At 39.7% G+C, this 22,553-nt stretch carries 20 protein-coding genes; 10 read left to right on the top strand and 10 right to left on the bottom strand.

The genetic code is table 11. The annotated features are described in order from the left end of the window. Both HCU67_RS07560 and HCU67_RS07555 read right to left on the bottom strand, forming a co-directional pair. The gene (locus tag HCU67_RS07560; RefSeq protein ID WP_168551949.1) at window positions 1-861 is read right to left on the bottom strand and encodes a sugar-transfer associated ATP-grasp domain-containing protein; all 861 of its coding nucleotides are present in this window, start codon (window positions 859-861) and stop codon (window positions 1-3) included. Between the two features lie 3 nt (window positions 862-864). Further along, on the bottom strand, window positions 865-2,442 hold the full coding sequence (locus HCU67_RS07555) for a 7TM domain-containing protein (RefSeq protein ID WP_168551948.1): 1,578 nt from the start codon (window positions 2,440-2,442) through the stop codon (window positions 865-867). Between the two features lie 79 nt (window positions 2,443-2,521). On the opposite strand from HCU67_RS07555, the gene HCU67_RS07550 reads away from it, so the two are divergent. The 4 genes from HCU67_RS07550 to HCU67_RS07535 all read left to right on the top strand — a co-directional run bounded on the left by HCU67_RS07550 (window position 2,522) and on the right by HCU67_RS07535 (window position 9,907). Continuing rightward, window positions 2,522-3,034, top strand: a complete 513-nt coding sequence (locus HCU67_RS07550) for an RNA polymerase sigma factor (protein ID WP_168551947.1) — start codon at window positions 2,522-2,524, stop codon at window positions 3,032-3,034. 58 nt (window positions 3,035-3,092) lie between these two features. Next, complete coding sequence (locus tag HCU67_RS07545) at window positions 3,093-4,007, top strand: FecR family protein (RefSeq protein ID WP_168551946.1); 915 nt, start codon at window positions 3,093-3,095, stop codon at window positions 4,005-4,007. Further along, entirely contained in the window at window positions 3,997-6,642 is a 2,646-nt protein-coding gene (locus HCU67_RS07540; RefSeq protein WP_168551945.1) for a TonB-dependent receptor, read from the top strand. Before HCU67_RS07545 ends, HCU67_RS07540 begins: the two co-directional genes overlap by 11 nt. 358 nt (window positions 6,643-7,000) lie before the next feature. Further along, window positions 7,001-9,907: a TonB-dependent receptor domain-containing protein gene (locus HCU67_RS07535; RefSeq protein ID WP_168551944.1), complete on the top strand. Its 2,907-nt coding sequence runs from the start codon at window positions 7,001-7,003 to the stop codon at window positions 9,905-9,907. A gap of 282 nt (window positions 9,908-10,189) precedes the next feature. Here HCU67_RS07535 and HCU67_RS07530 read toward each other — a convergent pair whose 3' ends face one another. Further along, window positions 10,190-10,411, bottom strand: coding sequence for a hypothetical protein (locus HCU67_RS07530; protein WP_168551943.1), 222 nt, complete (start codon window positions 10,409-10,411; stop codon window positions 10,190-10,192). Window positions 10,412-10,551: 140 nt separating this feature from the next. Between HCU67_RS07530 and HCU67_RS07525 the strand changes: the two genes are divergently transcribed. Both HCU67_RS07525 and HCU67_RS07520 read left to right on the top strand, forming a co-directional pair. Further along, window positions 10,552-11,058, top strand: a complete 507-nt coding sequence (locus HCU67_RS07525) for a cupin domain-containing protein (RefSeq protein WP_168551942.1) — start codon at window positions 10,552-10,554, stop codon at window positions 11,056-11,058. Between the two features lie 10 nt (window positions 11,059-11,068). Beyond that, entirely contained in the window at window positions 11,069-11,962 is an 894-nt protein-coding gene (locus HCU67_RS07520) for a haloalkane dehalogenase (RefSeq protein WP_168551941.1), read from the top strand. Window positions 11,963-11,982: 20 nt separating this feature from the next. Here HCU67_RS07520 and hemL read toward each other — a convergent pair whose 3' ends face one another. From hemL to HCU67_RS07500, 4 genes are read right to left on the bottom strand one after another with little or no spacing between them, the layout of a single operon-like run. Next, window positions 11,983-13,260 carry a glutamate-1-semialdehyde 2,1-aminomutase gene (gene hemL, locus HCU67_RS07515; protein WP_168551940.1) on the bottom strand — a complete coding sequence of 426 codons (1,278 nt, stop codon included), beginning with the start codon at window positions 13,258-13,260 and terminating at the stop codon, window positions 11,983-11,985. Between the two features lie 41 nt (window positions 13,261-13,301). After that, window positions 13,302-14,150 carry a glucosaminidase domain-containing protein gene (locus HCU67_RS07510; protein WP_168551939.1) on the bottom strand — a complete coding sequence of 283 codons (849 nt, stop codon included), beginning with the start codon at window positions 14,148-14,150 and terminating at the stop codon, window positions 13,302-13,304. Beyond that, on the bottom strand, window positions 14,147-15,052 hold the full coding sequence (locus HCU67_RS07505) for a pyridoxal-phosphate dependent enzyme (protein ID WP_168551938.1): 906 nt from the start codon (window positions 15,050-15,052) through the stop codon (window positions 14,147-14,149). The genes HCU67_RS07510 and HCU67_RS07505 overlap by 4 nt, the downstream gene beginning before the upstream one ends. A 2-nt stretch (window positions 15,053-15,054) precedes the next feature. Further along, on the bottom strand, window positions 15,055-15,387 hold the full coding sequence (locus HCU67_RS07500) for a hypothetical protein (protein WP_168551937.1): 333 nt from the start codon (window positions 15,385-15,387) through the stop codon (window positions 15,055-15,057). A 167-nt stretch (window positions 15,388-15,554) separates the two neighbouring features. Here HCU67_RS07500 and HCU67_RS07495 point away from each other — a divergent pair, with 167 nt between their 5' ends. Together HCU67_RS07495 and HCU67_RS07490 are read left to right on the top strand one after the other, a co-directional pair. Continuing rightward, window positions 15,555-15,716, top strand: a complete 162-nt coding sequence (locus HCU67_RS07495) for a C1orf53 family protein (RefSeq protein ID WP_168551936.1) — start codon at window positions 15,555-15,557, stop codon at window positions 15,714-15,716. Window positions 15,717-15,788: 72 nt separating this feature from the next. Next, window positions 15,789-16,391 carry a DUF4136 domain-containing protein gene (locus HCU67_RS07490; protein ID WP_168551935.1) on the top strand — a complete coding sequence of 201 codons (603 nt, stop codon included), beginning with the start codon at window positions 15,789-15,791 and terminating at the stop codon, window positions 16,389-16,391. Window positions 16,392-16,486: 95 nt separating this feature from the next. Here HCU67_RS07490 and HCU67_RS07485 read toward each other — a convergent pair whose 3' ends face one another. Further along, window positions 16,487-16,954: an Lrp/AsnC family transcriptional regulator gene (locus HCU67_RS07485; RefSeq protein WP_168551934.1), complete on the bottom strand. Its 468-nt coding sequence runs from the start codon at window positions 16,952-16,954 to the stop codon at window positions 16,487-16,489. A gap of 145 nt (window positions 16,955-17,099) precedes the next feature. Here HCU67_RS07485 and HCU67_RS07480 point away from each other — a divergent pair, with 145 nt between their 5' ends. Both HCU67_RS07480 and HCU67_RS07475 read left to right on the top strand, forming a co-directional pair. Then, the gene (locus HCU67_RS07480) at window positions 17,100-17,570 is read left to right on the top strand and encodes a DUF3291 domain-containing protein (protein ID WP_168551933.1); all 471 of its coding nucleotides are present in this window, start codon (window positions 17,100-17,102) and stop codon (window positions 17,568-17,570) included. Beyond that, window positions 17,567-19,333 carry an aromatic amino acid hydroxylase gene (locus tag HCU67_RS07475; protein WP_168551932.1) on the top strand — a complete coding sequence of 589 codons (1,767 nt, stop codon included), beginning with the start codon at window positions 17,567-17,569 and terminating at the stop codon, window positions 19,331-19,333. The genes HCU67_RS07480 and HCU67_RS07475 overlap by 4 nt, the downstream gene beginning before the upstream one ends. Here HCU67_RS07475 and HCU67_RS07470 read toward each other — a convergent pair. Further along, on the bottom strand, window positions 19,301-19,927 hold the full coding sequence (locus HCU67_RS07470; protein ID WP_168551931.1) for a DUF4230 domain-containing protein: 627 nt from the start codon (window positions 19,925-19,927) through the stop codon (window positions 19,301-19,303). The two genes, HCU67_RS07475 and HCU67_RS07470, sit on opposite strands and share 33 nt — an antisense overlap. Next, the gene (gene alaS, locus HCU67_RS07465; RefSeq protein ID WP_168551930.1) at window positions 19,924-22,539 is read right to left on the bottom strand and encodes an alanine--tRNA ligase; all 2,616 of its coding nucleotides are present in this window, start codon (window positions 22,537-22,539) and stop codon (window positions 19,924-19,926) included. The genes HCU67_RS07470 and alaS overlap by 4 nt, the downstream gene beginning before the upstream one ends. Window positions 22,540-22,553 lie beyond the last annotated feature (14 nt).

Below are 22,553 nucleotides of genomic sequence, written 5' to 3'. Positions count from 1 at the left end.
TTATAAAGTTGATTGAAGGCCTTGTTTGTTAACCAATTGAATACCCAAGCCCGGACGTACATTGACCTCCATGATTTGAGGGCCCTTGACTTTATCAATTACAAGGTCAATGCCTAGATAGTCCAGGGGAAAGGCTTGGGCAGTTTTACGTGCCAGTTGCATCATCGTAAACCAGTAGGGTATTTTTTTTCCGTTAACGCTGTTTTCATTGTCTGGGTGATGGTCACTGTATTGTTTACCATCATAAACTTGGGTCAATGTTCCGTTCAACATATCAACACCAATTCCGACCCCTTTTTGATGCAGGTTTGCCTTTCCATCAGATCTTGACGTTGGCATTCGTAACATGGCCATTAGCGGTTTACCTTTTAGTGTAATTATGCGAAAATCAGGAACGCCCTCATCGTAGATTTCAGCAAAGAACGGATGGGGCATAATACATTCCTCAATTAGACATACATCATTTGAAGCCATAGAGAACAAACCTGAAATAATGCGAGTAATATGATGGAATATCTGTTCGTCAGAAATGGTTTTCCCACTACTTTGCCATTTTCCAAGGCTGTTTTTCTTTAAGATTTTAATTCCGCCACCACCACAACCTTTGGCTGGTTTAATAACCAAGGCCCTATGTTCCTGCAAACCTTTCCAGCTTGATTTAATATCACTGATTCGCTCAACGACAGCATAGGTCTTCGCACATGCAATATCATTTTGGTGTAAAATCATTTTCGCCTTCACTTTATCATCTGCCAGGATGTAATCCTTACGTTGATTGTGTGGATAGATAAATTGAATATTGCGTCGATTGAGGCCAATAACCCCTTTAGGGTTTTTGACCTTAAAAATCTTTTGAATCATATTTTAGATGAATTTGGGTTTTAATAAGGGCTGAAATCGTAGTAATTCGGTCCATCGTAAACCGACATACCTACCTAGTAACAAGCAACAAGCAATGATTAACAACAATGCTTCAGGGAAAAGAATTAATAGGGCATCCAAACCCTTGATTGAAAAAAGAGTAAAACAAACCGTAACCGCTATTAGGGTTTGAAATAAGGTTCCAGTTGCTTTTTGCAATCCATCCTCTACAATAAGCTTTGAAAAACGCTCTGCGGATATGGTCAATATAATGGTCGGAAAGAGCGTGAGCGAACTTAGCCATGTGATTTTGAAAGAAACCCCAAGGTAGTTGCCCAAGGTCATGACCAATACCATCAACGTCAATGAAATAACCAATTTAGGGGTGTGTAACAAACCCATTTTGTCAAAGGGTCTAGTTATAAAACCAACAAACAAAATCAAGAATAGAAAAAGGGCCATTCCTGTTCCAAAACCTGTTTCCAATAATGAAAATGCAATCAGCACTGGCAAGAAAACCCCAAATGTGCGGATGCCCACAACATTTCGTAATAAGGCCACTACTAACCCACCTAAGGGTAACATCAGCAGCAGAAAAAGATTCCTTTTTGAAATGGATTCGTTTTGTACCAGACCCCATAAAGAAAGAGAGGTGATTTTAGAGGTCTCTTCAGAACCTTCATCTAAGATGAAAAGCGATTCTTTTTTTGTGATGTCATAAGAATAGTCAAATTGAATACCTGGGCTGTGGGTTATTAAAAATTCATCCCCCACGTACAATTCCAGATAATTGGCTGGCAAGTAGGCAAAGTGACCATTTAGCGCATCAAATGGAACCCAGACTCCATCGACAAAGACTTCTGCCCAAGCATGTGAAGTTCTTTTATTTGATTCTTTAAGAATAATTCCACCCTTAATTCTAGAAGGATAGCCTAGATTTCTTGCCAAAGCAACGAAAAGCCTACTTTTACCATTGCATGATGCCTCATTTCGCTCCAAGGCGCTGAGTGCATCGGTCAATGTTATAATTGGAGCCGATGGCATTTGATAAACATAATCGAAAACTGAACTCAGTCTTTCCTTGTCCGATTTGGTTTCTTTTTCTATTTGGGCTGCCAGAAGGGAAATAGGCTCGGCAAACACCTGTATGTTTTTCGTAGCCAATAAATAGTCTTCTTTATTTTCCTTGCTTGCTTTGAAATAATCGTTCAATCCATATTGTTGGGCTTTTCCTTTAAAAGTGAATGAATAGGTAATGTTCTCATAGCTGTTTTTAGACTTTGTAATCCAATTTGCCCGAAAGTTTTCACCTTCCGCCCTAGTCGTAAAATTGACTTCAGGCGACAATTCACTTTTTTGTTGGGTTATTTTTTGCCTACTATTGTTTTTGGGCAAGAATGCTTTCACAAAAGTGTCTGTAGAATCAGTTTTCAGAAAGTATCGGTAGGTCACCTGATATACTTCATCCGACAAAAAAGTTTGCTGTGATTTATTGAGCAAATTGACCTTATAAACGATTAAGGCCAACGTTACTACGCTTATACCTACAATTAGAAACTTGATTTGATTAGGGACATGCATAATCAATATTTTTTTAGATTTGGTAGTAGAACAGGATACTTTGAATTCACCCCACCCCCTTAATTGAAAAAAACTTTGGATGAGCAAAAACGAGAAGTCAATTTGTGACCAAAGTGTCTTTAATGAAGTATTTGATTTATATTCCGAATCGCTTCGAAACTACCTTTACTATCAGTGTGGCAACCTGCAACAGGCTGAGGATTTAGTTCAAGATTCCTTTATAAAACTCTGGAACAATTGCAAAAAGGTGCTTTTTGAAAAAGCGAGAGGATTTTTATTCGCAGTTTCAAAAAATGCCTTCTATAATCAGGTCGAACACCAAAAGGTGGTTTTAAAATACGCCAAGCAACCACAACGGTCAAGCGAACATGAAACCCCAGAATTTCAATTAGAGGAGAAAGAGTTCATGGATCGCTTACAAAAGGCGATTTCTGAATTACCTGAAGGTCAGCGAGAAGTCTTTTTGTTGAACCGAATGGATCAAATGACCTATAAGGAAATAGCTGAATTTTTGGATGTTTCACAAAAGGCCGTTGAAAAACGAATGCACAAAGCATTGGTAAAATTGCGAAAGACAGTAAAGAATATTTAAACTTAGGGGGTAGGGTGAAATACAATTGACCTGTTCCCTTGATATATGTAGCAACTTTATGTTCGAAGAAAAAGATGATACCATAATGGCACGTTGGCTTTCTGGGAAGCTAACTGAATCGGAACGTGCCGAATTTGAGGCATCTACCGAATATGAAGAATACCAAAAATTGGCTCAAGGACTTAAGGCATTTCAAAAACCGGCCTATGAAAAGGAATTGCTCCGAAACAAAATTTGGAAAGGAATTGAAAATCAAAAACCTACCAAGGTCATTCGACTAAAACCTCTTTACTACGCTGCCGGGATTGCTGCATCACTTGTATTATTATTTGGACTTTTCTTTTATCAAATCGATTTCACATCTCCAACAGGCGAAAAATCAGTCTTTATTTTACCTGATAAAACGGAAGTCTACCTCAACGCCAAAACTTCTATAAGTTATAATCCAATTCTATGGTCTTTTAATAAAAAGATATTACTTGACGGAGAAGCTCTTTTTCATGTAACCAAAGGGGACAATTTTAAAGTTGAAACTAAATCTGGCACTATTAGTGTTTTAGGAACAACTTTTAACGTCAACGCTAGAAGTAACTTTTTTGAACTTCATTGCTACGAAGGTCGCATACTATACTCAAACCAGAATGAAGATCAGGAAACTTATTTGAAACGTGGAGACGTTGTTAAAATTCAAGGCAAAATTCTTGTCAAATCAAAACATAATGACGAGCAACCTTCATGGTTGAATGAAGGCCGAAGCAGTTTCTCGAATACTGAATTACTTTTGGTGATGGAAGCATTGAAGGCCCATTACGGCATCGAATTCGATTTTGAACCTGATATGGCACAAGGGCATTTTACGGGAACTTTTGTTCACAATGACTTAGAATTGGCCTTAAAGTCGGTTTTTGTTCCCATGGGAATTAATTATACGCTAACTGAAGACCAAAAAACGGTTATCCTGAATGCACGTTAAAAAACTGAGGTTTTTCCTATTCGTATTTTTATTGGTGCAAGGATTTGTACTACATTCCCAATCAGTTATTAAGGTCGATTACAAAAACGTTCCTTTAAAGCAGGTTCTAGAAGATTTAGAACCTCAAACCGGTCTTTTGTTTTCATACTCAGATGAGCTGGTCAGAGATCGTTCAATTTCCTTGAAAATGGAAACCAGTGATGTTGCTGCCCTGCTAAACATACTGGCTAAAACTGCCAACCTAAACTTTGAAAGAATAGGCGCGAATCAAGTAATCATTACGTCAGTTAAAAGCAATATTTCAGTTTGTGGTTACCTATTTGACGGTATTTCAAAAACACCCTTAGCCTACGCCACTTTATTGATAAAAGGCACCCTAACCGGCTTTACCACAGATGAAAATGGGTATTTCTCCCTTGAGGATGTCAATCTGGATAAAGGACTATTATTGCAGTATATAGGGTATGCCAGTAAAATTCTAGAAACTGAAGATTTTGAATTGTCAACTTGCAAAAACTTCTACCTTTTCCCAAAGGTGGAAACCTTGCAAGAGGTCATCGTGAAATCGTACCTCATAACTGGCATTGACAAAAACAAAGACGGATCAATTGGTTTAAATTCAGAAGAATTGGGAATTTTACCAGGCCTGGTTGAACCCGATATTTTTCAATCTGTTCAATGGGCTCCAGGTATTACCAGTATTAATGAAACGGTCTCTGACATTCAGATTCGTGGGGGATCGGCTGATCAAAATCTAATTCTCTATGATGGTATTAAAATGTACAATACGGGGCACTTTTTTGGAATGCTCTCTATTTTCAATCCATACACTACCACTGGGGCAACGATTTTTAAAAGTGGTGCTAGCGCAGAATATGGTGATCGAATTTCAGGGATTATAGATATTGCGGGGGAAACACAAATTCCAGAAAGGACCAACTTCGGACTAGGTTTTAATGGTACCCAAGCCGATGTTTATTCTAAAATCCGTTTGGGAGATAAAGTCGGCCTTGTGCTTTCAGGACGGCGCTCCTATGTTGACCTTCTTGGCAATGGAACACCCACCTTCGACGCCATTTCCGAAAAAGTGTTTCAAAACACTATAGTGGATACAGGGCCTTTGGGTCAAATTGAAGGTGAAGAAGATGAGGAGACCCTGCTTGAGGGGGAGGAAACTTTCTTTTTTTATGACACCAATATCAAGTTACTCATCAAGCCGTCTGAAAAAGATAGCTTATCTGTTACAGGTTTACTCACCAGAAATGATCTCTTTTTTCGATTGTTGGACGATGAAAACATTTCCCAAGATGCCCTTGTTTCGGAAAATGAGGGTCTAAGTTTTAATTGGTCAGGTGTAAAGGCAAACAGATGGCATCATTCTCTCGAAGGGTACTATTCCAACTATAATAGCAACTACAGAAATGTCTTTCTTGAAGAACAAACGGCCCAAGAAGAAAGTGTTCGTCGCAACAGTGTCAAAGACTACGGAATTCAGACCGCTATTGAATATGATTTCAGCGTAAAACACGCTTTGAAGTTGGGTTATCAAATTTCTAAAAACGAAGTCTTCTACCAGCTATTTAGAGATGAAGCGGGCACTGAAGATATCGACCCAGAAGACAGTGATGAAGACGGGGAAGAATCTGCTGATGAACGTGACTTCAATGAGATTTCAAATCGGGTAAATACCACCAATGCAATTTATGGTACCTATAGTTTTAGACCTAAAAATAGGGGGTTACTAAGTTTGGGCATTCGTGCTTCGAAATTTTCACTTTTGAACAATTGGTATCTAGAACCAAGACTAAACCTCGAATATCCAGTAAATAGAATTCTTAGATTGAAAGTCACTGCCGAAAGAAGATATCAGACACTAAGTCAATTAATTGAATTTGACGACACAAGACTGCGATTACAAAGTGGTACCTGGACTTTAACGGATCAAGATTTAATACCGCTATTGGAAAGCAATCAATACTCCGCAGGAGCATTATTAGATTTTAATGGGTGGACAATAGATTTAGATGCATATATTAAAAATATTGACGGCCTTACCTCTTTTACCAACGGTTTCACGAATGCCTCTGAAGAATATTCCCAAGGTACCAGCGACATTTTCGGTATGGATTTTCTTCTTAAAAAACAATTGGGCAACTATAGAATCTGGATAGGATATACCTACAACACCGTCGACTATAATTTTGCTGAATTGTCAACTACAAAATTCTCAGGTAATAATGACATTACCCATAATCTGACATTATCAAATACTTACGAAACTGCGAAATGGAAATTTTCATTGGGATGGAACTATAGAACAGGTGCCCCATTCACGCCGGTTCAAAGTTTTAATCCCACTACAGGCGACCTGGTATTTGGGGCTATAAACAGTCGACGTCTTCCTGATTATCACAGATTGGATGCTTCTGCACTATACGGCTTCAAAATCGCAAAAAATAATGCATTAAAGGGCGAAGTTGGAGTTTCATTTCAAAATATCTATGCCCGACAAGTGCCTTTATCGGTTTTCTATCGTGAGGATGAAAACCCGATAACAGGACTTCCTGAAATTGAACAACTGGAACAACTTTCACTAGGGCTAACGCCAAACTTTGTTTTTCGATTAAATTTTTAAGTGTGAGATTATTTCGTTTATCCTTAAAAGTTTACTCACAAAAAATAAATCAGTAAGAAGAATAGAACTTGGGAACAACAGCTTCAAATCGCACTGATTTCTACAAAGAAAAGTCCCTTGTTTAATTTTTTATCTTTCTAAATTTTTTGGATATTTTTTTAACATTTTGTTAATATTCAATAATTTTTATTATGTTAGTCGGAATTTAAATAATAAAAATTTAGGTATTTAATAATTACAATTATCATTCCCCCTCTTCATTTATCGAATATTGTTGCTCCTTTTAACATCTAAGACCACACAATAGGATGAGCAAAGTAGAACGGGAATTTAATTGTCTAAAACTAACTTAACGCAAATGAAAAAATTACTCTTTATTGCATCATTATTTCTTGTTGGGTCCACTGTGATGGCACAAAGCAAGGTTTCCGGTAAGATTGTTGACGATCTTACTGGCGCACCATTACCTGGGGCCAACGTAATCATAGTTGGTACGATAACAGGAACAGCCACAGATTTTGATGGCAACTATGAATTAACTTCCGATGCCCAGCCACCTTATCAAATCGAAATAAGTTATACGGGTTATGCAAGTCAAATTGTGACCGTAAATTCGGCTGACGAAGTTGTGAACCTGGCTTTAATTGAACAAGCGTTTCGAGGAGAAGAGGTTATTGTATCTGCATCGAGAAGACAGGAAAAAGTTCAGGAAGCCCCTGCCTCTGTTTCGGTTTTGACAACACGTAAATTGGACGCAACTCCGAACGCAACAGACGTGGCCCGTAACCTAATCAACGTTCCGGGGATTCAAATTCAACAACAATCGGCAAACAGAATTAATATTTCTGCCCGTGGAGGATCAGGACTATTTGGAACATCGGTCTTTCCGATTTTAGATTACAGAAGTCTTGTAGCTCCAGGTGTTGGGGCTTTTCAAACTGACCAAGCGGGTCTCAATCAACTAGATATTGAACGTATTGAGGTCGTGCGTGGTGCAGGTTCCGCCTTATATGGTCCAGGTGTGACACAAGGTGTAATTCACTTTATCACCAAAAGCCCTATCGATAGACCCGGCACATCCATAGAGTTAATAGGTGGTGAGTTAAGCACGTTTGGGGCCGGTTTTAGACATGGCACCAAAGTAAACGATAAATTTGGTTGGAAAGTAGCAGGTCAGTATAGAAGAGGTGACGAATTTACTTTGGATCCAAACAATGCCGATGATGCTGCACAAATCGCATTATTTCAAAACACGGTTACCAGGCCAGACATAACCCCTGAAGGTTTTGTTGACCAATTTTCACCTGGTACGGTGCTTATTGATAATCTAGACGAAGATGGTGACGGCAACCCCATGGCAGATAGCTGGTGGAACATGGCATTTAATGGTGCTTTGGAATTCAGACCAAGTGATAATACCACATTGAACTTTGCTGCTGGTGTAAATGCTGGTAGTTCCGTATTCTACAATGAACAAGGGGAAGGTTTAGCTCAGGCAACGGAATTTTGGGGTCAGGCTAGAGCACAAATTGGAGGATTGTTTCTTCAAGCCTTTTACGTTGATAACAATGGTGGGTCGGATGACAACCCAACCTTTTTGTACCAAACAGGTAATCGAACCAATATTGCACGTCAACAAGTTGAAGGTCAGGCCCAATATAATTTTGACACGCCTGGTTTTCTTAACGCCAATTGGACCGCTGGTGTAGATTATCGTTATGCCGGTCAAGATACTGGCGGACTGACCTATGGTAGAAATGAGGATGATGATAATTTTAGTGTCTTGGGTACTTATCTCCAAGGTAAATTTATCCTATCTGAAAAACTAGATTTTGTTGCAGCAGGACGATACGACCAGTTCAACTTTATTGATGATGGCGGATGGTCTCCAAGAGCAGCATTAGTTTATAAAGCTTCACCGAAGCATACATTCCGTGCTTCTTACAATAGAACCACTTCTACTGTTTCCAATCTTCAGTTGAACATTGATTTCCCACTCGCAGGAGTGGTACCTGGATCTTTTGATGTTTGGTTGTACGGAAATAAAACAGAACAAGTTTTTGCCAACGATGCCACTATTGATTGGTTCACAAGCTTAATACCAAGCTTACCACAAGGAATTGATGGTGCGGGTCTTCCTTTGGCAGCTGTTATCGGTCAAGAAGTAGCACCTGGTGTCACGGTTAATGATTTCATTATCGGTCAGATACTTGCGGGTGTAAACGCAGATCCAGCTACAGCTCCTTTGGCACCTGCGGTACAGGCAGCTTTAGGTTCCATTGATTTGACCACCATTGGATTTGGTGGTGCACTTTCACCAGGATTCAACATTTTTGATGGTACTCCAATTGAAGCAAGAAATGCACCTATATCTCAAATCGCTATCAGTGATAACTACGAGATTGGTTATAAAGGCCTTTTAGGAGATAAACTTTCGGTTTCGGTCGATTTCTATCATATTAAAGAAGACGGCAATTCACAATTCACTGCAATCTCCCCTGCCTTTGCTTTGACAGGTATCGAAGGACTTTCTGGTGATTTGGGTAACAATGCGGAAGCCTTATTTACACCGGCGTTCGTACAGGCGCTAGTCGGTACAGGATTGGACGAAGCAACTGCTAACGCAATTGCAGCTCAATTTGCCCCTACCATCAACGGAGCTTATACAGCTGGAGGTGACCAGGTTTTGAACACCCCATCTGATGCGTTCGGTGGTGCGACTTTAACGCAAGTATTGCAAGCACTTCCCTTCCACGCTACCATTCAGACAGAGCAAGTACCAAATAATGGCATTACACACTTAGCAGCTGGTTATAGAACTTTTAATGAAAGATCTTACTCAGGATGGGATATTGGGTTGGAATATTTTGTAAACAACAACCTATCAATATTTGGTAACTATTCCGGTGTGAGTGAAACCGATTTCATGCAGACACTTAAAGGTGACGATAGTGGTGCGGAATTCGCAACCAGTTTGAACATTCCAAAGAACAAATTCAGATTTGGAGCGAACTACACCCCTGCTTTGGGATGGAGAGCAAATGTAGCTTACCAACACGATGAATCTTTTAATCCGATTGCAGGTCAGTTTTCAGGCCCCACTGGTGCTAGAAACCTTGTTGATGCTGGTTTAGGGTACAAGTTCAAAAATGGTATTCAAATTGACGTTACGGCGACCAACTTATTGGATTATGAATACAGATACTACCAGAACATGCCGCTTATTGGTAGAAGAGTAGTTGGTAAGATTCGATTTGATTTTTAAGGATATTCAAGATTAATAAAGTGAAGTAATTTCAACTAATCCTTTATTTAGAAGGAGTCATTTACCGAAAGACTTGAAGAATTTGCGTTAAGTGCTTTAAAGTTATACGGTATTTTGGCTCCTTTCTTTTTTAATAAGGGGAGCTTTGATATGCCATTCGAAAAAAGTACTTCAAAAAATCATAAAGGTGCTGTGCGGGCTCAAACCTAAAGGTCTAAATGACCACAAAACATTCGACATAGCAATTCATTCCCAAACAACCCAATTAACAGCACCCTTTGCTTACACCCGGGGAACCCCAGTTATACGTTTTTCAATTTTTCTTTTTTTTGCCGTTATTCTCTTCATGGCATCCATGATTTTAGAATCTTTTGTTTTCTTGAAAATTTCGTTCAGGGCTAGAACCAATTCCTTTCCTTCTCGAGAGGCTTTTACGCGATCGCTGGTTGACATATGGCTCATAGTCCTGTTTTCATATTCCTCAGCTCTTACCAATAAATCCATTTTGTCTAATTAATTGTTTATTTGTTTAAACAAAGATGGTAAATTTTATAAAGGTTGTCTCCATTTTATAAAATTTTTAAATCTTTAAGTATAATATAGATTTAAGTTCCCGTCTTAAATTCCACAATGGCATAGGTCAGATGAACAGTACTGCTAAAGAGCTTATTAGAAAATTAAACCTAAAACCACATCCTGAAGGAGGTTATTTTAGAGAGACTTATAGAAGTTCCAGTGAAATTCCTAACTCAGTTCTAGGTGAACAATATAGGGGTGGTAGAAACTGTTCCACGTGCATATACTTTCTTTTAACCTCAGAAAAATTCTCTGCTTTTCATCGAATCAAACAGGACGAGATTTGGCATTTTTACACTGGTAAAACAATAACCTTGCACGTTATTTCTGAAAGTGGAAACTATTCCAATCAACGTATTGGCAATGCACTATTGAAGGATGAAATTCCACAATACGTCGTTAAGGGTGGTAATTGGTTTGCGGCTGAAGTCAAAGATGAAAATGCCTATGCCCTAGTTGGTTGCACGGTTGCTCCGGGATTTAGTTACGAGGATTTTGAACTGAAGACCTCATTAGAACTAACCAATCTATTTCCTGCGCATAAAAATATTATTCAACGCCTTACGCACGCTTAATTTTTCAACGATGAAGAAAATTATACAGACACCAGAAGAAAGATTCAACAACTTGGAAGGTTATGCTTTCAAACCTAATTATTTAGAAGTTGAATCGGGCATACAAATGCACTACGTAGAGGAAGGTCCGGCTGACGGGCCAGTTGTGCTATTACTTCATGGAGAGCCCAGTTGGTCTTACCTTTACCGAAAAATGATTCCAAAACTTTCTGGCAAATTTCGAACCATTGCGCCTGATTTAATCGGTTTTGGAAGGTCGGATAAATTGATAGAAAAGAAAGAATATAGCTATCAACGACATTTAGACTGGTTAACTGCCTTCATTGAAAAGCTAGACCTAAAAGACATCCTACTTTTTTGTCAGGATTGGGGTGGTTTGCTGGGGCTTCGACTAATCACCCAAATGGAAAATCGATTTTCGATGGTGGTCGCCTCCAATACCGGTTTGCCAACAGGAATTGTGCCTATGCCCGAAAGTTTTATGAGATGGCGGGAATATTCCCAGTTTTCACTTGGATTCGATATTGGAAAGGTTATAGATATGGGCACAATTACTTCCCTCTCAGAAAGCGTGTTAGAAGCCTATAATGCACCCTTCCCTTCTGAAGAATACAAAGCTGGCGCACGAATGTTTCCTACTTTGGTTCCAGTAGATGCTGATGACCCAGAAGCGCAGAAAAATGGTGCCGCATGGGGAATACTTAAAACTTGGAACAAACCTTTTCTAACCATTTTTGGCGATGAGGATACGATTATGCTAGGTGCCGAGAAAATCTTTCAAAAACTAGTCCCTGGTACTCACGGGCAAGACCATAAAATGCTAAATGCTGGACATTTTATACAAGAAGAAAAAGGCGAGGAATTAGCTGAACTGATTATTGAATTTTATCTTAAAAATAAATAGAGTTCAATGTAAGGAGTATCCTAGAAAATAGTACTTACGGCATTGATCGTTCTATCCAAATCAGCATAACTAATCGCATCATTTAAGAAGTAGCTTTCAAAGGCGGATGGCGGCAGATAGACACCTTGGTCCAACATACCGTGAAAGTATTTTTTAAAGCTTTCATTATTACCCTTGGCCGAAGAAGCAAAATCAACCACGGGGTCCTCGCAAAAATGCACCGATACCATACTACCAAAGCGATTGATTTGATGGGCAATGCCTTTTGCACTCAAAATCTCTGTAATGCCGTTGTGTAGATATTCCGTTTTTTTGGATAGGCTTTCGAAGACTTGTGGATTTTGGTCAATTTCGGTCAGCATGGCCAAGCCGGCGCTCATTGCCAACGGGTTTCCACTTAAGGTACCCGCTTGATAAACCGGTCCTTCTGGAGCCAAATGAGCCATAATTTCGGCCTTGGCAGCAAAAGCACCAACAGGTAGACCGCCTCCTATAACTTTACCGAACATGACGATGTCTGCATTGATTCCTAAAGCTTCTTGTGCGCCCCCTTTTGCCAATCGAAAGCCGGTCATTACCTCATCAAATAAGAGTAAAATACCTTCTTCGGTGCAAATCTGTCTTAAGCCTTTAACAAACTCATCTGTTGGGATAATGCAGCCCATATTTCCGGCTACCGGTTCAAGAATTATACCAGCAATTTCACCTTTATTTGCTGCCACGAGTTCCTTAACACCTTCCAAATCGTTGTAATTTGCTAGTAAAGTATCTTTAGCTGTACCCTGGGTTACTCCTGGGCTATTTGGACTACCGAACGTGACTGCACCACTGCCTGCTTGAATCAAAAACGAATCGGAATGACCGTGATAGCAACCAGCAAATTTTATGATTTTATCCCTGCCCGTATATCCCCTAGCCAATCGAACTGCGCTCATGCAAGCTTCAGTACCCGAATTCACAAACCGTATTTTATCGATATTGGGCACCATACTGACCGCTAGCTTTGCAAGCTCTGTTTCAATTTCAGTAGGAATACCAAAAGAAGTTCCTTTCTTTGCTTTTTCGACTACCGCTTTGAGCACTGGCTTATGGGCATGACCAAAAAGTAACGGCCCCCAGGATGAGATGTAATCAATGTATTGGTTTCCATCCTCGTCGGTCAGATACGCTCCTTTTGCCTCTTTCACAAAAATGGGCTCACCACCTACTGCTTTAAAGGCTCGAACCGGCGAATTTACCCCACCGGGAATATATTTTTTGGCTTCCGCAAAAAGTGCACTACTACGCTGGTATCGCATAATTGTTCTTGTAGTTAATTGTGTAAACGGAGTGGTTCAAATCAATTTGAACTTTCCCTACGCAAATTTAAGACTTGGCCTATTGAAATCGTTGTTGATTTAAGATTATTCAATCGAATGATTTCGTCAACCGAGACTGCATATTTTTTTGAAATGGCGTAAAGTGTGTCCCCTTTTTCCACTGTATGGGAGAATACTTCAAATTGCTTGGGTTTTCGAACAGTGTCCAACCCACCTTGAACTACCTGCTGGTCATAGATGTCAAGGTTATAGCGTTCAATTAGGGTAATAAGCTTTTGCGGATATTTAGGATCGGTTGCATAGCCGGCCTTTTTAAGTCCGTAAGCCCATTTTTTGTAATCGTCCCTGCTGTAATTGAACAAGAAACGATAGCGCGAACGAGACGCTAGGAAAATACTATGATCTCGAAATGAATACATAGGATGATTGTATTTTCGAAAACATTCTCCCTTGGCATCATCATCATGAAAGTCATACTCCCCTTGCCAGCCTGAATGGCATTTTATGCCGAAATGATTATTGGTTTTTTTGGTCAATTCACCTCGCCCAGAAGCACTTTCAAGGATACCTTGGGCCAGGGTAATACTGGCAGGTATACCAAAGGCCTTCATCTCGTATTGGGCTATTTCTTTGAACGAATCAACATAATCCTCGGTTGAGATGATATTAAATTGCTTGAAGCTACCTGGGTCTTCAGGCATGGGATATAAAGCCTCTTTCTTATAGTTAGTACCTTCAATACCGGAATTGGGCTGGTAAGCAATTCGTTTACTTGAGGTATCTACCCTAGAACTTGTTGTTCGCTTCTTGGCACCGCAGCTACTTAATAAAATGGCTACCAAAAGCGTAACCACAAATCGTACCTTCATATTTTTAATAACGGTAAATTTTTCTTTTTCAATACAGTATTCATACCAGAAATACCTTGAAGACCTCCGGTGTGAATTACCAAAATCTTGGACTTAGAGCGAAAATATCCTTTTTTTATCAAATCGAAGAGACCGTAAAACAGCTTTCCAGTGTAGATGGGATCAAGGGGGATATTAAATTCTGCTTTAAACGAATTGATAAATTCAATCAATTTCAAATCAACCTTTGCGTATCCTCCAAAATGATAATCGTCAATGATTTTCCAATTACCGGCGTCGGTCAAATTAGCAATTGAATCCTTCAAGAATTCACCTTTTAGTGCTGAGAACCCAAGAATATATTGGTGACTATGGCTTGCATTTATAATACCTGCCATAGTTCCGCCAGTACCAACGCTGGTGCAGACAAAATCAAAGGCTTTATCATCTCTCTCCAAGATTTCCTCGCATCCTTTAATGGCCAGGTTATTTGTTCCGCCTTCAGGAAGTAAATAAAAATCGCCAAATTTTGAATTTAATTTCTCCAGAAATGATTCGGAATCCTTTAGTCGATAAGTATCGCGATTCACGAAGAAAAATTCCATTCCGAATTGTTTAGCTTGACGCAATGTTGGATTTTCAAACCAGTTACCTTTCAACTCTTCCCCCCGAATAACTCCAATTGATTTTAATCCATGCTGATTAGCAGCTGCAGCCGTTGCCAAAATATGGTTGGAATAGGCTCCACCAAAGGTCAGCAAACAACTTTTACCCAGCTCTTTGGCTTCCAGTAGATTGTATTTTAGTTTGCGGAATTTGTTTCCTGAAACTATTGGATGCAACAAATCTTCCCGCTTAATAGTAAGCGAGACCTCAGCATCTTTCAAAAAATTATTTGATATGTCTTGATTGAATGATTGCACCGCTATGGGCGCACAAGGTACTTTAAAAAGCTATAGGGACGGCGACGTTGTGGGTAGCCAAGCTCTTTTTCGTTTTCATAAGCTTCACGTTCAAAACTTATATTTTGGTAGGCTTTGTAGGTATCCCAATAAATTAGGGACCGTAGCATCCATTCCACTACATACCAAAGGTAAAAGGGAAGAATCAGCAATTCTAGCTGCTGTTTTAAATGTATTTTTTCGTGGTTTATTAGAACGTTGTCACGTTTGTACACGTCTTCCTTAACAATAATGAAGGGCCAAAGGCTTAGACCCACATAATTGCTTCGAAACAGATATTTAAAGACCAATATCATTTTGCAATTTATTTTTGTGGGGTCCTCAAATATAATGGGATTCCCTTAAAGTTGAATAAAGATATCGGTGTTTGGAATAAAGGCCCGGACAAAACGAGTTTTGGCAACAGTTTAGCACTTAGATAATACCGATATGAACTAAATTTGACTTATAAAAGCAAGTATTGATGCGACGGCAAATACCCTTAGAAGAAGGTGATTATTACCTTTCAGCTGAAGGATACAAGGTTTTTACGGAAAAATATCATCTTAAAAGGGGGTATTGCTGTGAAAGTGGTTGCCGACATTGTCCATACGGATACAATAAGAAAACAAACCGCCAAGAATAGGCTGTTTTTCGGCACAATCTTTGTGGTGTAAAAGAGAAGTACCAAAGTCTTCTAATTCTTAAAAATATTGATATGAAAAAAATGAAAACCCTAGTGTTGCCACTACTACTGCTCACCTTTTTTGCCTCATGTGTAAGCGTTCGTGTTGCAACTGATTACGACAGTAAAGCAAATTTCACAGAGTATAAGAGCTATGCCTTTTATAAAACAGGTATCGATCAGGCCCAAATTTCTGATTTAGACAAAAAACGAATCTTGAGTGCAATCGAGGCCGAAATGTCTAGAATGGGCTATGTAAAATCTCAAGATCCTGACCTTTTGGTCAATATCTTCACTAAAGAACGTGAGCAAGTCGACATCTACAACAACAACTTCGGTTGGGGTTGGGGCGGCTGGGGCTGGGGCGGCTTTGGCTGGGGAGGCTGGGGCTGGGGAGGCTTCGGTTGGGGACCCGGCTGGGGTGGTGCCTGGGGGCCTAATGTCTCTACCCGCACAGAAGGTTCGTTATTTATCGATCTTATTGATAATCGAAACAAAGGTTTGGTATGGCAAGGTCGAGGTGTTGGTAACTTGAACAACACCAAAAACATAGAGAAAAAAGAAGAACGAATTCGAGAGTTCGTATCTGAAATTATGAGCGCATACCCACCAAACCAGGTAGTTGCTGTGAACTAAGAAATAAAAACAAGAAGGTAGGTGTCTCGATTTTAGGTGATGAGTGTTTAGTTGTATTTTTAGTGTTCGAGCACTTACTAGAGGGAAAAACCTTTTCACAAAAGTGGAAAGGTTTTTTCATTTTTAACTTCCTTCAATACAAATGCACTTTTAACAGCACCGATATTGGGTAGACTTGCAATTTTCACCTTTGCAAAATCATAATAGGAGTCCAAATTCTTTACTACTACCTTGAGTAGGAAATCAAATTCACCACCAACAACGAAGCACTCTGTAACCTCTTCAAAACTGGATACTTGTCGCAAAAAGTCATCCATTAAATGCCCTTTTTGCGCCTCTAGTAAGACAAAACTGAATACAGTTATACTCGGTTCAATCTTCTGATTATCGACTATGGCAACATAATTTTTTATAAACCCCTGTTGTTCCAATCGTTTGATACGTTCATAAACCGGTGTCTTGGTCAAGTTTAATTGTTCGGCAATGTCTTTGACCATGGTTTTGGCATCCTTTTCTAAAATTCTAAGAATTTTTCGGTCAATGCTATCCAGTCGTTCTTCCATAGAAATTCCTGTTTTTAACAAAAATTGAATAGCTCAAAAGTACTAATTCCTTTAATAAATAATTATTTCCATAATATTTCCCAATATTTTATCAATATATGGTTTATTAACCTATATTTTCTAACTTTAATCCAAATCAATCCCAATGTTATATCATCTTGCTCAAGCCAATATTGCCCGTTTTAAGGCGTCTTTGGATGACCCAATCATGAAGGAATTTGTTGACTTTATTGAACCTGTCAACAAGCTAGCAGAGGACAGTCCAGGGTTCCTATGGCGCTTAAAAGATGAACAAGGCCGCTCTGCCTCATACATTGAATCTCCGTTTCAAGACGAAATGATGGCCGTAAACGTTAGTTTATGGGAGGATGTAGAATCCTTTAAAGGATTTGTTTACAGTACCGTTCACAGCTATTTTCTAAGAAACAAAAAGAAATGGTTCGATATGGGTGGCCCATCCCAATTCGTAATGTGGTGGCTGCAAGAAGGTGAGGTGCCTACATTGGAAATGGCGAAAGAGCGATTACAACTTTTGGAAGAAAAAGGACCTACCCCTGAAGCTTTTACGTTTCGGGAGTTTTATGATTCTAGTGGAAATAAAATCGAAATGCGATGAAAGACAAGGCCTATGAGAGCAATCCGGTTTTAGATAAATTACCAAGTCATCTAAGACAATATATTAAACCACAGAACTATGAAGAATATTCTTCAATTGATCAGGCGGTATGGCGCTATGTTATGCGCAAAAATGTTGATTACTTAAGTAAGGTTGCGGATGAATCTTATGTTGAGGGGCTTGAGAAAACAGGAATCTCCATTGACCACATCCCCAATATGTATGGCATGAACCGAATTTTAAAGGAAATCGGTTGGGCTGCTGTAGCTGTAGATGGATTCATTCCACCAGCTGCTTTTATGGAGTTTCAGGCCTATAATGTTCTGGTGATTGCTTCTGATATTCGCCAACTTGAGAACATAGAATACACACCCGCTCCAGATATCATTCATGAAGGCGCAGGACATGCCCCCATAATCGCAAATCCGGAGTATGCAGAGTATTTACGTCGTTTTGGTGAAATCGGCTGTAAGGCCATTTCAAGCGCCAAAGATTATGAACTTTACGAAGCTGTAAGGCATCTTTCCATTATCAAAGAAGCCGAAGGCACTCCAAAAGAAGAAATCATAGCTGCCGAAAAGAAAATTGAGGAGCTTCAAAAAAATATGGGTACACCCAGTGAAATGGCGCTCATTCGCAATCTACATTGGTGGACGGTTGAATATGGCCTCATCGGCTCGGTAGATAACCCAAAAATCTATGGAGCTGGTCTTCTTTCCTCTATTGGCGAAAGTAGCTGGTGTATGACCGATGAAGTAAAAAAGTTACCCTATTCCAATAAAGCGGCAGTGACTGAATTTGATATTACAAAACCGCAACCACAGCTTTTTGTTACTCCAAACTTCGCCCATCTATCACAAGTCTTGGAAGATTTTGCAAATACCATGGCACTGCGAACCGGTGGATTGGAAGGCATCAATAAACTAATCGATTCAAAGGAGTTGTGCACCATTATGCTAAGCACGGGGCTTCAGATTTCTGGAAATTTCACTAGGGTGATTTCACATAAGGGCAAGCCTGTTTATGTGCAAACCGAAGGTGAGACGGCGCTGGCCTATCACGAAAAAGAACTCATTGGACATGGCATTGAAAAGCACAGCAATGGATTTGGAACACCTTTAGGAAAGTTAAAAGGCATCAATTTGGCCATAGAAAACATGGGGCCACGAGACCTTAAAGCCTACAATATTTTTGAGGGGGAAATCATCACCTTAGAATTCGAGGGCGAAATTACCCTTTCAGGCAAAATCATAACCGGAACACGTAATCTACAAGGTAAAATACTACTGGTCACGTTCGAGAATTGTGTTGTCAAACATAAAAAAGAGGTGATATTCAAGTCGGAGGGAGAAACCTATAGTATGGCTGTAGGACAAGAAGTCATTTCTTGTTTTAACGGACCTGCCGATGTACAGAGTTTTGATATGGTAACCCACGAATTGTCTGATAGTACCATTAAAAAACCAAAAGATGACGCTCGACTTCGCCTGGAAACCCTGTACCAACGCATTCGCGATTGGAGGGAAGAAAAAGACAGGACCATATCACGAAGTAAAATCTTTAAAGAACTCCAAGAAAGCTATCCCACAGATTGGTTGCTCTCCGTTGAACTTTACGAGTTGGCAAAAATGGACAATAGCCTGGAATTAGCAGAAAAGATTAAAGCACATTTAGAACAGGTAAAACTAGATAACCCAAAAGTTGGGCACCTAATTGATGATGGTCTTGAATTAGTCGATAAGCACTTGGTTAAATACCTCTAAATCTTGAACTTCTTTAATGGGTTGCTCATTGTAGGCCAAAGACCAACCCATGGAATTCGTCAATACCAACAAACGTGATAATTCATAGACCAATCTATTTTCAGCGTTTGAAATCAAGGTTGATTGCTTTACTTTTTTTAATAAGGATTCGTTGACGTTTTCTTTAATTGCGTTGTAATCCTTGGCCTCAAAAGGATTCAAATAGCCCGAAGTAACATCGTAGTATTCAAAATCAGGGCTAATTTTTATTTCGGGTTCTGGGATTGATTTTAATGCGAGGGTCTTGGAATCCTCATTGATATCATACTCCAGTTTTGACATATCAAAAGCAATGGCCACCTCTGCATTGACCACTACAAGAGCTTTTTTCTCCAATCGAATGTAGGGTCCGAACAATTCTTTGGAGTCGTCATAATTGTAAACCTCAGCGAAATTACCTTCGGTAACGATAAGCTTCGAAACGTTCTTCAACTGCTCTTGCAGGAGCATAGAGTTTTCTTTCAAGATTTTCTTGTTCTCCGCATCATCTGTACATGATTTATAAATGAGCACCGAAGCCAACGCGATTAAAGCACCAAAGAGAATTTTTTTCATGAGATGAAGGCTTTGGCTTTTTCTAAGGCCTCATCAATCCCAGCAGGGTTTTTACCACCAGCAGTAGCAAAGAAAGGTTGACCGCCGCCACCGCCTTGAATATATTTACCAAGTTCCCGAACTATTTGCCCAGCATTCAATTCTTTTGAGGCTACAAGTTCTTTTGATATGTAACAGGTCAACAAGGCTTTACCCTCTTTTTCAGCTCCTAGTAAAACAAATAAATCAGTTTTGTCCTGTCCCATTTCAAAGACCAAGTCTTTCATACCTGCGGCATCCAAATCTACTTTTTCAGCTAAAAATTGCACACCAGAGTGGCTTTCTACTCGTTGTAATAATTCAGACTTCAAACCCTTCGCTTTATCCTTCAACAGTGCTTCAACCTGTTTTTTTAGCTGGGCGTTTTCATCTTGCATCGATGCCACCGCTTTCACCGGATCTTGATTTTTACCCAACAAGTCTTTAATTTCAAAAAGCTGACGGTTGTTGGTAAAGTAAAAGTCTTTTACAGCATCTGTAGTAATCGCCTCAATTCTTCGAATTCCAGCTGCAACAGCTCCCTCAGAAGTGATTTTGAAATGCCAGATATCACTAGTATTCTGTACATGTGTTCCACCACATAATTCAATTGACTGACCGAAGCGAACCGTTCGCACGGTATCACCATACTTTTCGCCGAAAAGTGCCATCGCCCCTTGGGCCAAGGCTTCTTTTACTGGGATATTCCTGTTTTCTTCAAAAGGTAATTTACCTTCAATACGTGCGTTGACAAAGTTTTCCACTTCCCGCAATTCTTCTACTGTCAACTTTGAAAAATGTGAAAAATCAAATCGCAAGTATTTGGAATGGACTGCCGAACCCTTTTGTTCTACATGAGTGCCCAAAACTTGCCGAAGCGCTTGATGTAATAAGTGCGTAGCCGTATGATTCGCGGCAGTTCTATAGCGTTGTTTTTCATCAACCGAGGCTTTGAAAGTACCCTCAAGATGTTTGGGAAGGCTCTCAGAGAAATGAACGATTTCATTGTTCTCCTTTTTAGTATCGATGATATAGGTAATATCACCATTAGAGGCTTCTAAATAGCCTTTATCCCCAACTTGACCACCACCTTCGGCATAGAAAGGAGTTAAATTAAATACCAATTGATACTGTTCCCCATCTTTCTTACTTTCAACCTTTCGATACTTGACCAACTTCACCTCGGTTTCCAACTGATCGTAGCCAACAAATTCCTGTTCAGAATCGGCATGTAGAACAGTCCAGTCCGCTTTGGAGATTTCTGAAGCCTTACGTGAACGGTCTTTTTGAGCCTGTAATGCTTTTTCAAATCCTGCGGTATCCAGTTCATAACCTTTTTCCTCGAGAATCAACGAGGTTAAATCGATAGGAAATCCAAAAGTGTCGTACAGCTCAAATGCCTTATCTCCATCAATGGTTTTTCCGCTCGTGGATTTCACTATGGAATCCAACAGCACCAAGCCTTGTTCCAACGTACTTAAAAATGAGTTCTCCTCTTCCTTAATTACATTTTCAATCAATTGCCGTTGTGACTTCAATTCTGGAAAAGCTTTACCCATGATTTCGATGAGTACTTTGACCAAACGATACAAAAAAGGTTCTTTGGCATCTAAAAAGGTAAATCCGTAGCGCACCGCACGCCGCAAAATTCGTCTAATAACGTAGCCCGCTCCCGTATTACTGGGCAACTGCCCATCAGCAATTGCAAAAGAAACCGCACGAATATGGTCTGCCACAACTCGAATTGCAATATCTACTTCCTCAGTTAGTCCAACTTTATGACCTGTAATAGTTTCTATTTCTCTTGTGAGCGGTGTAAAAATATCGGTATCGTAAGTTGATTGAACTCCCTGTAATACCATACAAAGTCGCTCAAAACCCATTCCGGTATCAATGTGCTTTTCTGGCAAATCTTCGAGCTCACCATTGGCTTTGCGATTGTATTGAATAAAGACCAAATTCCACACCTCGACAACCTGCGGGTGGTCTTTATTCACCAATTTAGACCCGGGGGTTTGTTTTTTTTCAGCTTCGGAACGAATATCAACATGAATCTCGGAACATGGTCCGCATGGACCTTGGTCCCCCATTTCCCAGAAATTGTCTTTTTTGTTCCCCATGAGGATTCGCTCCTCAGGCAATATCGCTTTCCAGAATTCGAAAGCCTCTTTATCCAACTCTAAATTGTCTGCATCATCACTGCCTTCAAAGACCGTAACATATAAACTGTCTTTATCTATGCCGTAGACTTCGGTCAATAGCTCCCAAGCCCATTCAATTGCTTCTTTTTTAAAGTAGGCTCCAAAACTCCAATTGCCCAACATCTCGAACATGGTATGGTGGTAGGTGTCCTTACCTACTTCTTCCAAATCGTTGTGCTTACCGCTTACCCTAAGACATTTTTGGGTATCTGCAACCTGTTTCTCCTTAGCTTGGGAATTGCCCAAAAAGAACTCTTTGAATTGGTTCATACCCGCATTGGTGAACATCAATGTAGGATCATTTTTTATGACCAAAGGTGCTGACGGAACAATTTTATGCTCCTTGTTTTTAAAAAAGTTTAAGAACTGTTCTCTAACCTTTTGTGATGTCATCTTGCCAGTTAAGC

It is taken from the genome of Croceivirga thetidis, from assembly GCF_012272815.1.
Taxonomy (GTDB): domain Bacteria; phylum Bacteroidota; class Bacteroidia; order Flavobacteriales; family Flavobacteriaceae; genus Croceivirga; species Croceivirga thetidis.
This window is presented reverse-complemented; position numbering and strand designations above follow the sequence as displayed.

Bases quoted from the DNA above. Each gene is read 5' to 3' on its own strand.
- HCU67_RS07560 (WP_168551949.1), bottom strand. From the start codon at position 861: ATGATTCAAAAGATTTTTAAGGTCAAAAACCCTAAAGGGGTTATTGGC.
- HCU67_RS07555 (WP_168551948.1), bottom strand. From the start codon at position 2,442: ATGCATGTCCCTAATCAAATCAAGTTTCTAATTGTAGGTATAAGCGTA.
- HCU67_RS07550 (WP_168551947.1), top strand. From the start codon at position 2,522: ATGAGCAAAAACGAGAAGTCAATTTGTGACCAAAGTGTCTTTAATGAA.
- HCU67_RS07545 (WP_168551946.1), top strand. From the start codon at position 3,093: ATGTTCGAAGAAAAAGATGATACCATAATGGCACGTTGGCTTTCTGGG.
- HCU67_RS07540 (WP_168551945.1), top strand. From the start codon at position 3,997: ATGCACGTTAAAAAACTGAGGTTTTTCCTATTCGTATTTTTATTGGTG.
- HCU67_RS07535 (WP_168551944.1), top strand. From the start codon at position 7,001: ATGAAAAAATTACTCTTTATTGCATCATTATTTCTTGTTGGGTCCACT.
- HCU67_RS07530 (WP_168551943.1), bottom strand. From the start codon at position 10,411: ATGGATTTATTGGTAAGAGCTGAGGAATATGAAAACAGGACTATGAGC.
- HCU67_RS07525 (WP_168551942.1), top strand. From the start codon at position 10,552: ATGAACAGTACTGCTAAAGAGCTTATTAGAAAATTAAACCTAAAACCA.
- HCU67_RS07520 (WP_168551941.1), top strand. From the start codon at position 11,069: ATGAAGAAAATTATACAGACACCAGAAGAAAGATTCAACAACTTGGAA.
- hemL (WP_168551940.1), bottom strand. From the start codon at position 13,260: ATGCGATACCAGCGTAGTAGTGCACTTTTTGCGGAAGCCAAAAAATAT.
- HCU67_RS07510 (WP_168551939.1), bottom strand. From the start codon at position 14,150: ATGAAGGTACGATTTGTGGTTACGCTTTTGGTAGCCATTTTATTAAGT.
- HCU67_RS07500 (WP_168551937.1), bottom strand. From the start codon at position 15,387: ATGATATTGGTCTTTAAATATCTGTTTCGAAGCAATTATGTGGGTCTA.
- HCU67_RS07495 (WP_168551936.1), top strand. From the start codon at position 15,555: ATGCGACGGCAAATACCCTTAGAAGAAGGTGATTATTACCTTTCAGCT.
- HCU67_RS07490 (WP_168551935.1), top strand. From the start codon at position 15,789: ATGAAAAAAATGAAAACCCTAGTGTTGCCACTACTACTGCTCACCTTT.
- HCU67_RS07485 (WP_168551934.1), bottom strand. From the start codon at position 16,954: ATGGAAGAACGACTGGATAGCATTGACCGAAAAATTCTTAGAATTTTA.
- HCU67_RS07480 (WP_168551933.1), top strand. From the start codon at position 17,100: ATGTTATATCATCTTGCTCAAGCCAATATTGCCCGTTTTAAGGCGTCT.
- HCU67_RS07475 (WP_168551932.1), top strand. From the start codon at position 17,567: ATGAAAGACAAGGCCTATGAGAGCAATCCGGTTTTAGATAAATTACCA.
- HCU67_RS07470 (WP_168551931.1), bottom strand. From the start codon at position 19,927: ATGAAAAAAATTCTCTTTGGTGCTTTAATCGCGTTGGCTTCGGTGCTC.
- alaS (WP_168551930.1), bottom strand. From the start codon at position 22,539: ATGACATCACAAAAGGTTAGAGAACAGTTCTTAAACTTTTTTAAAAAC.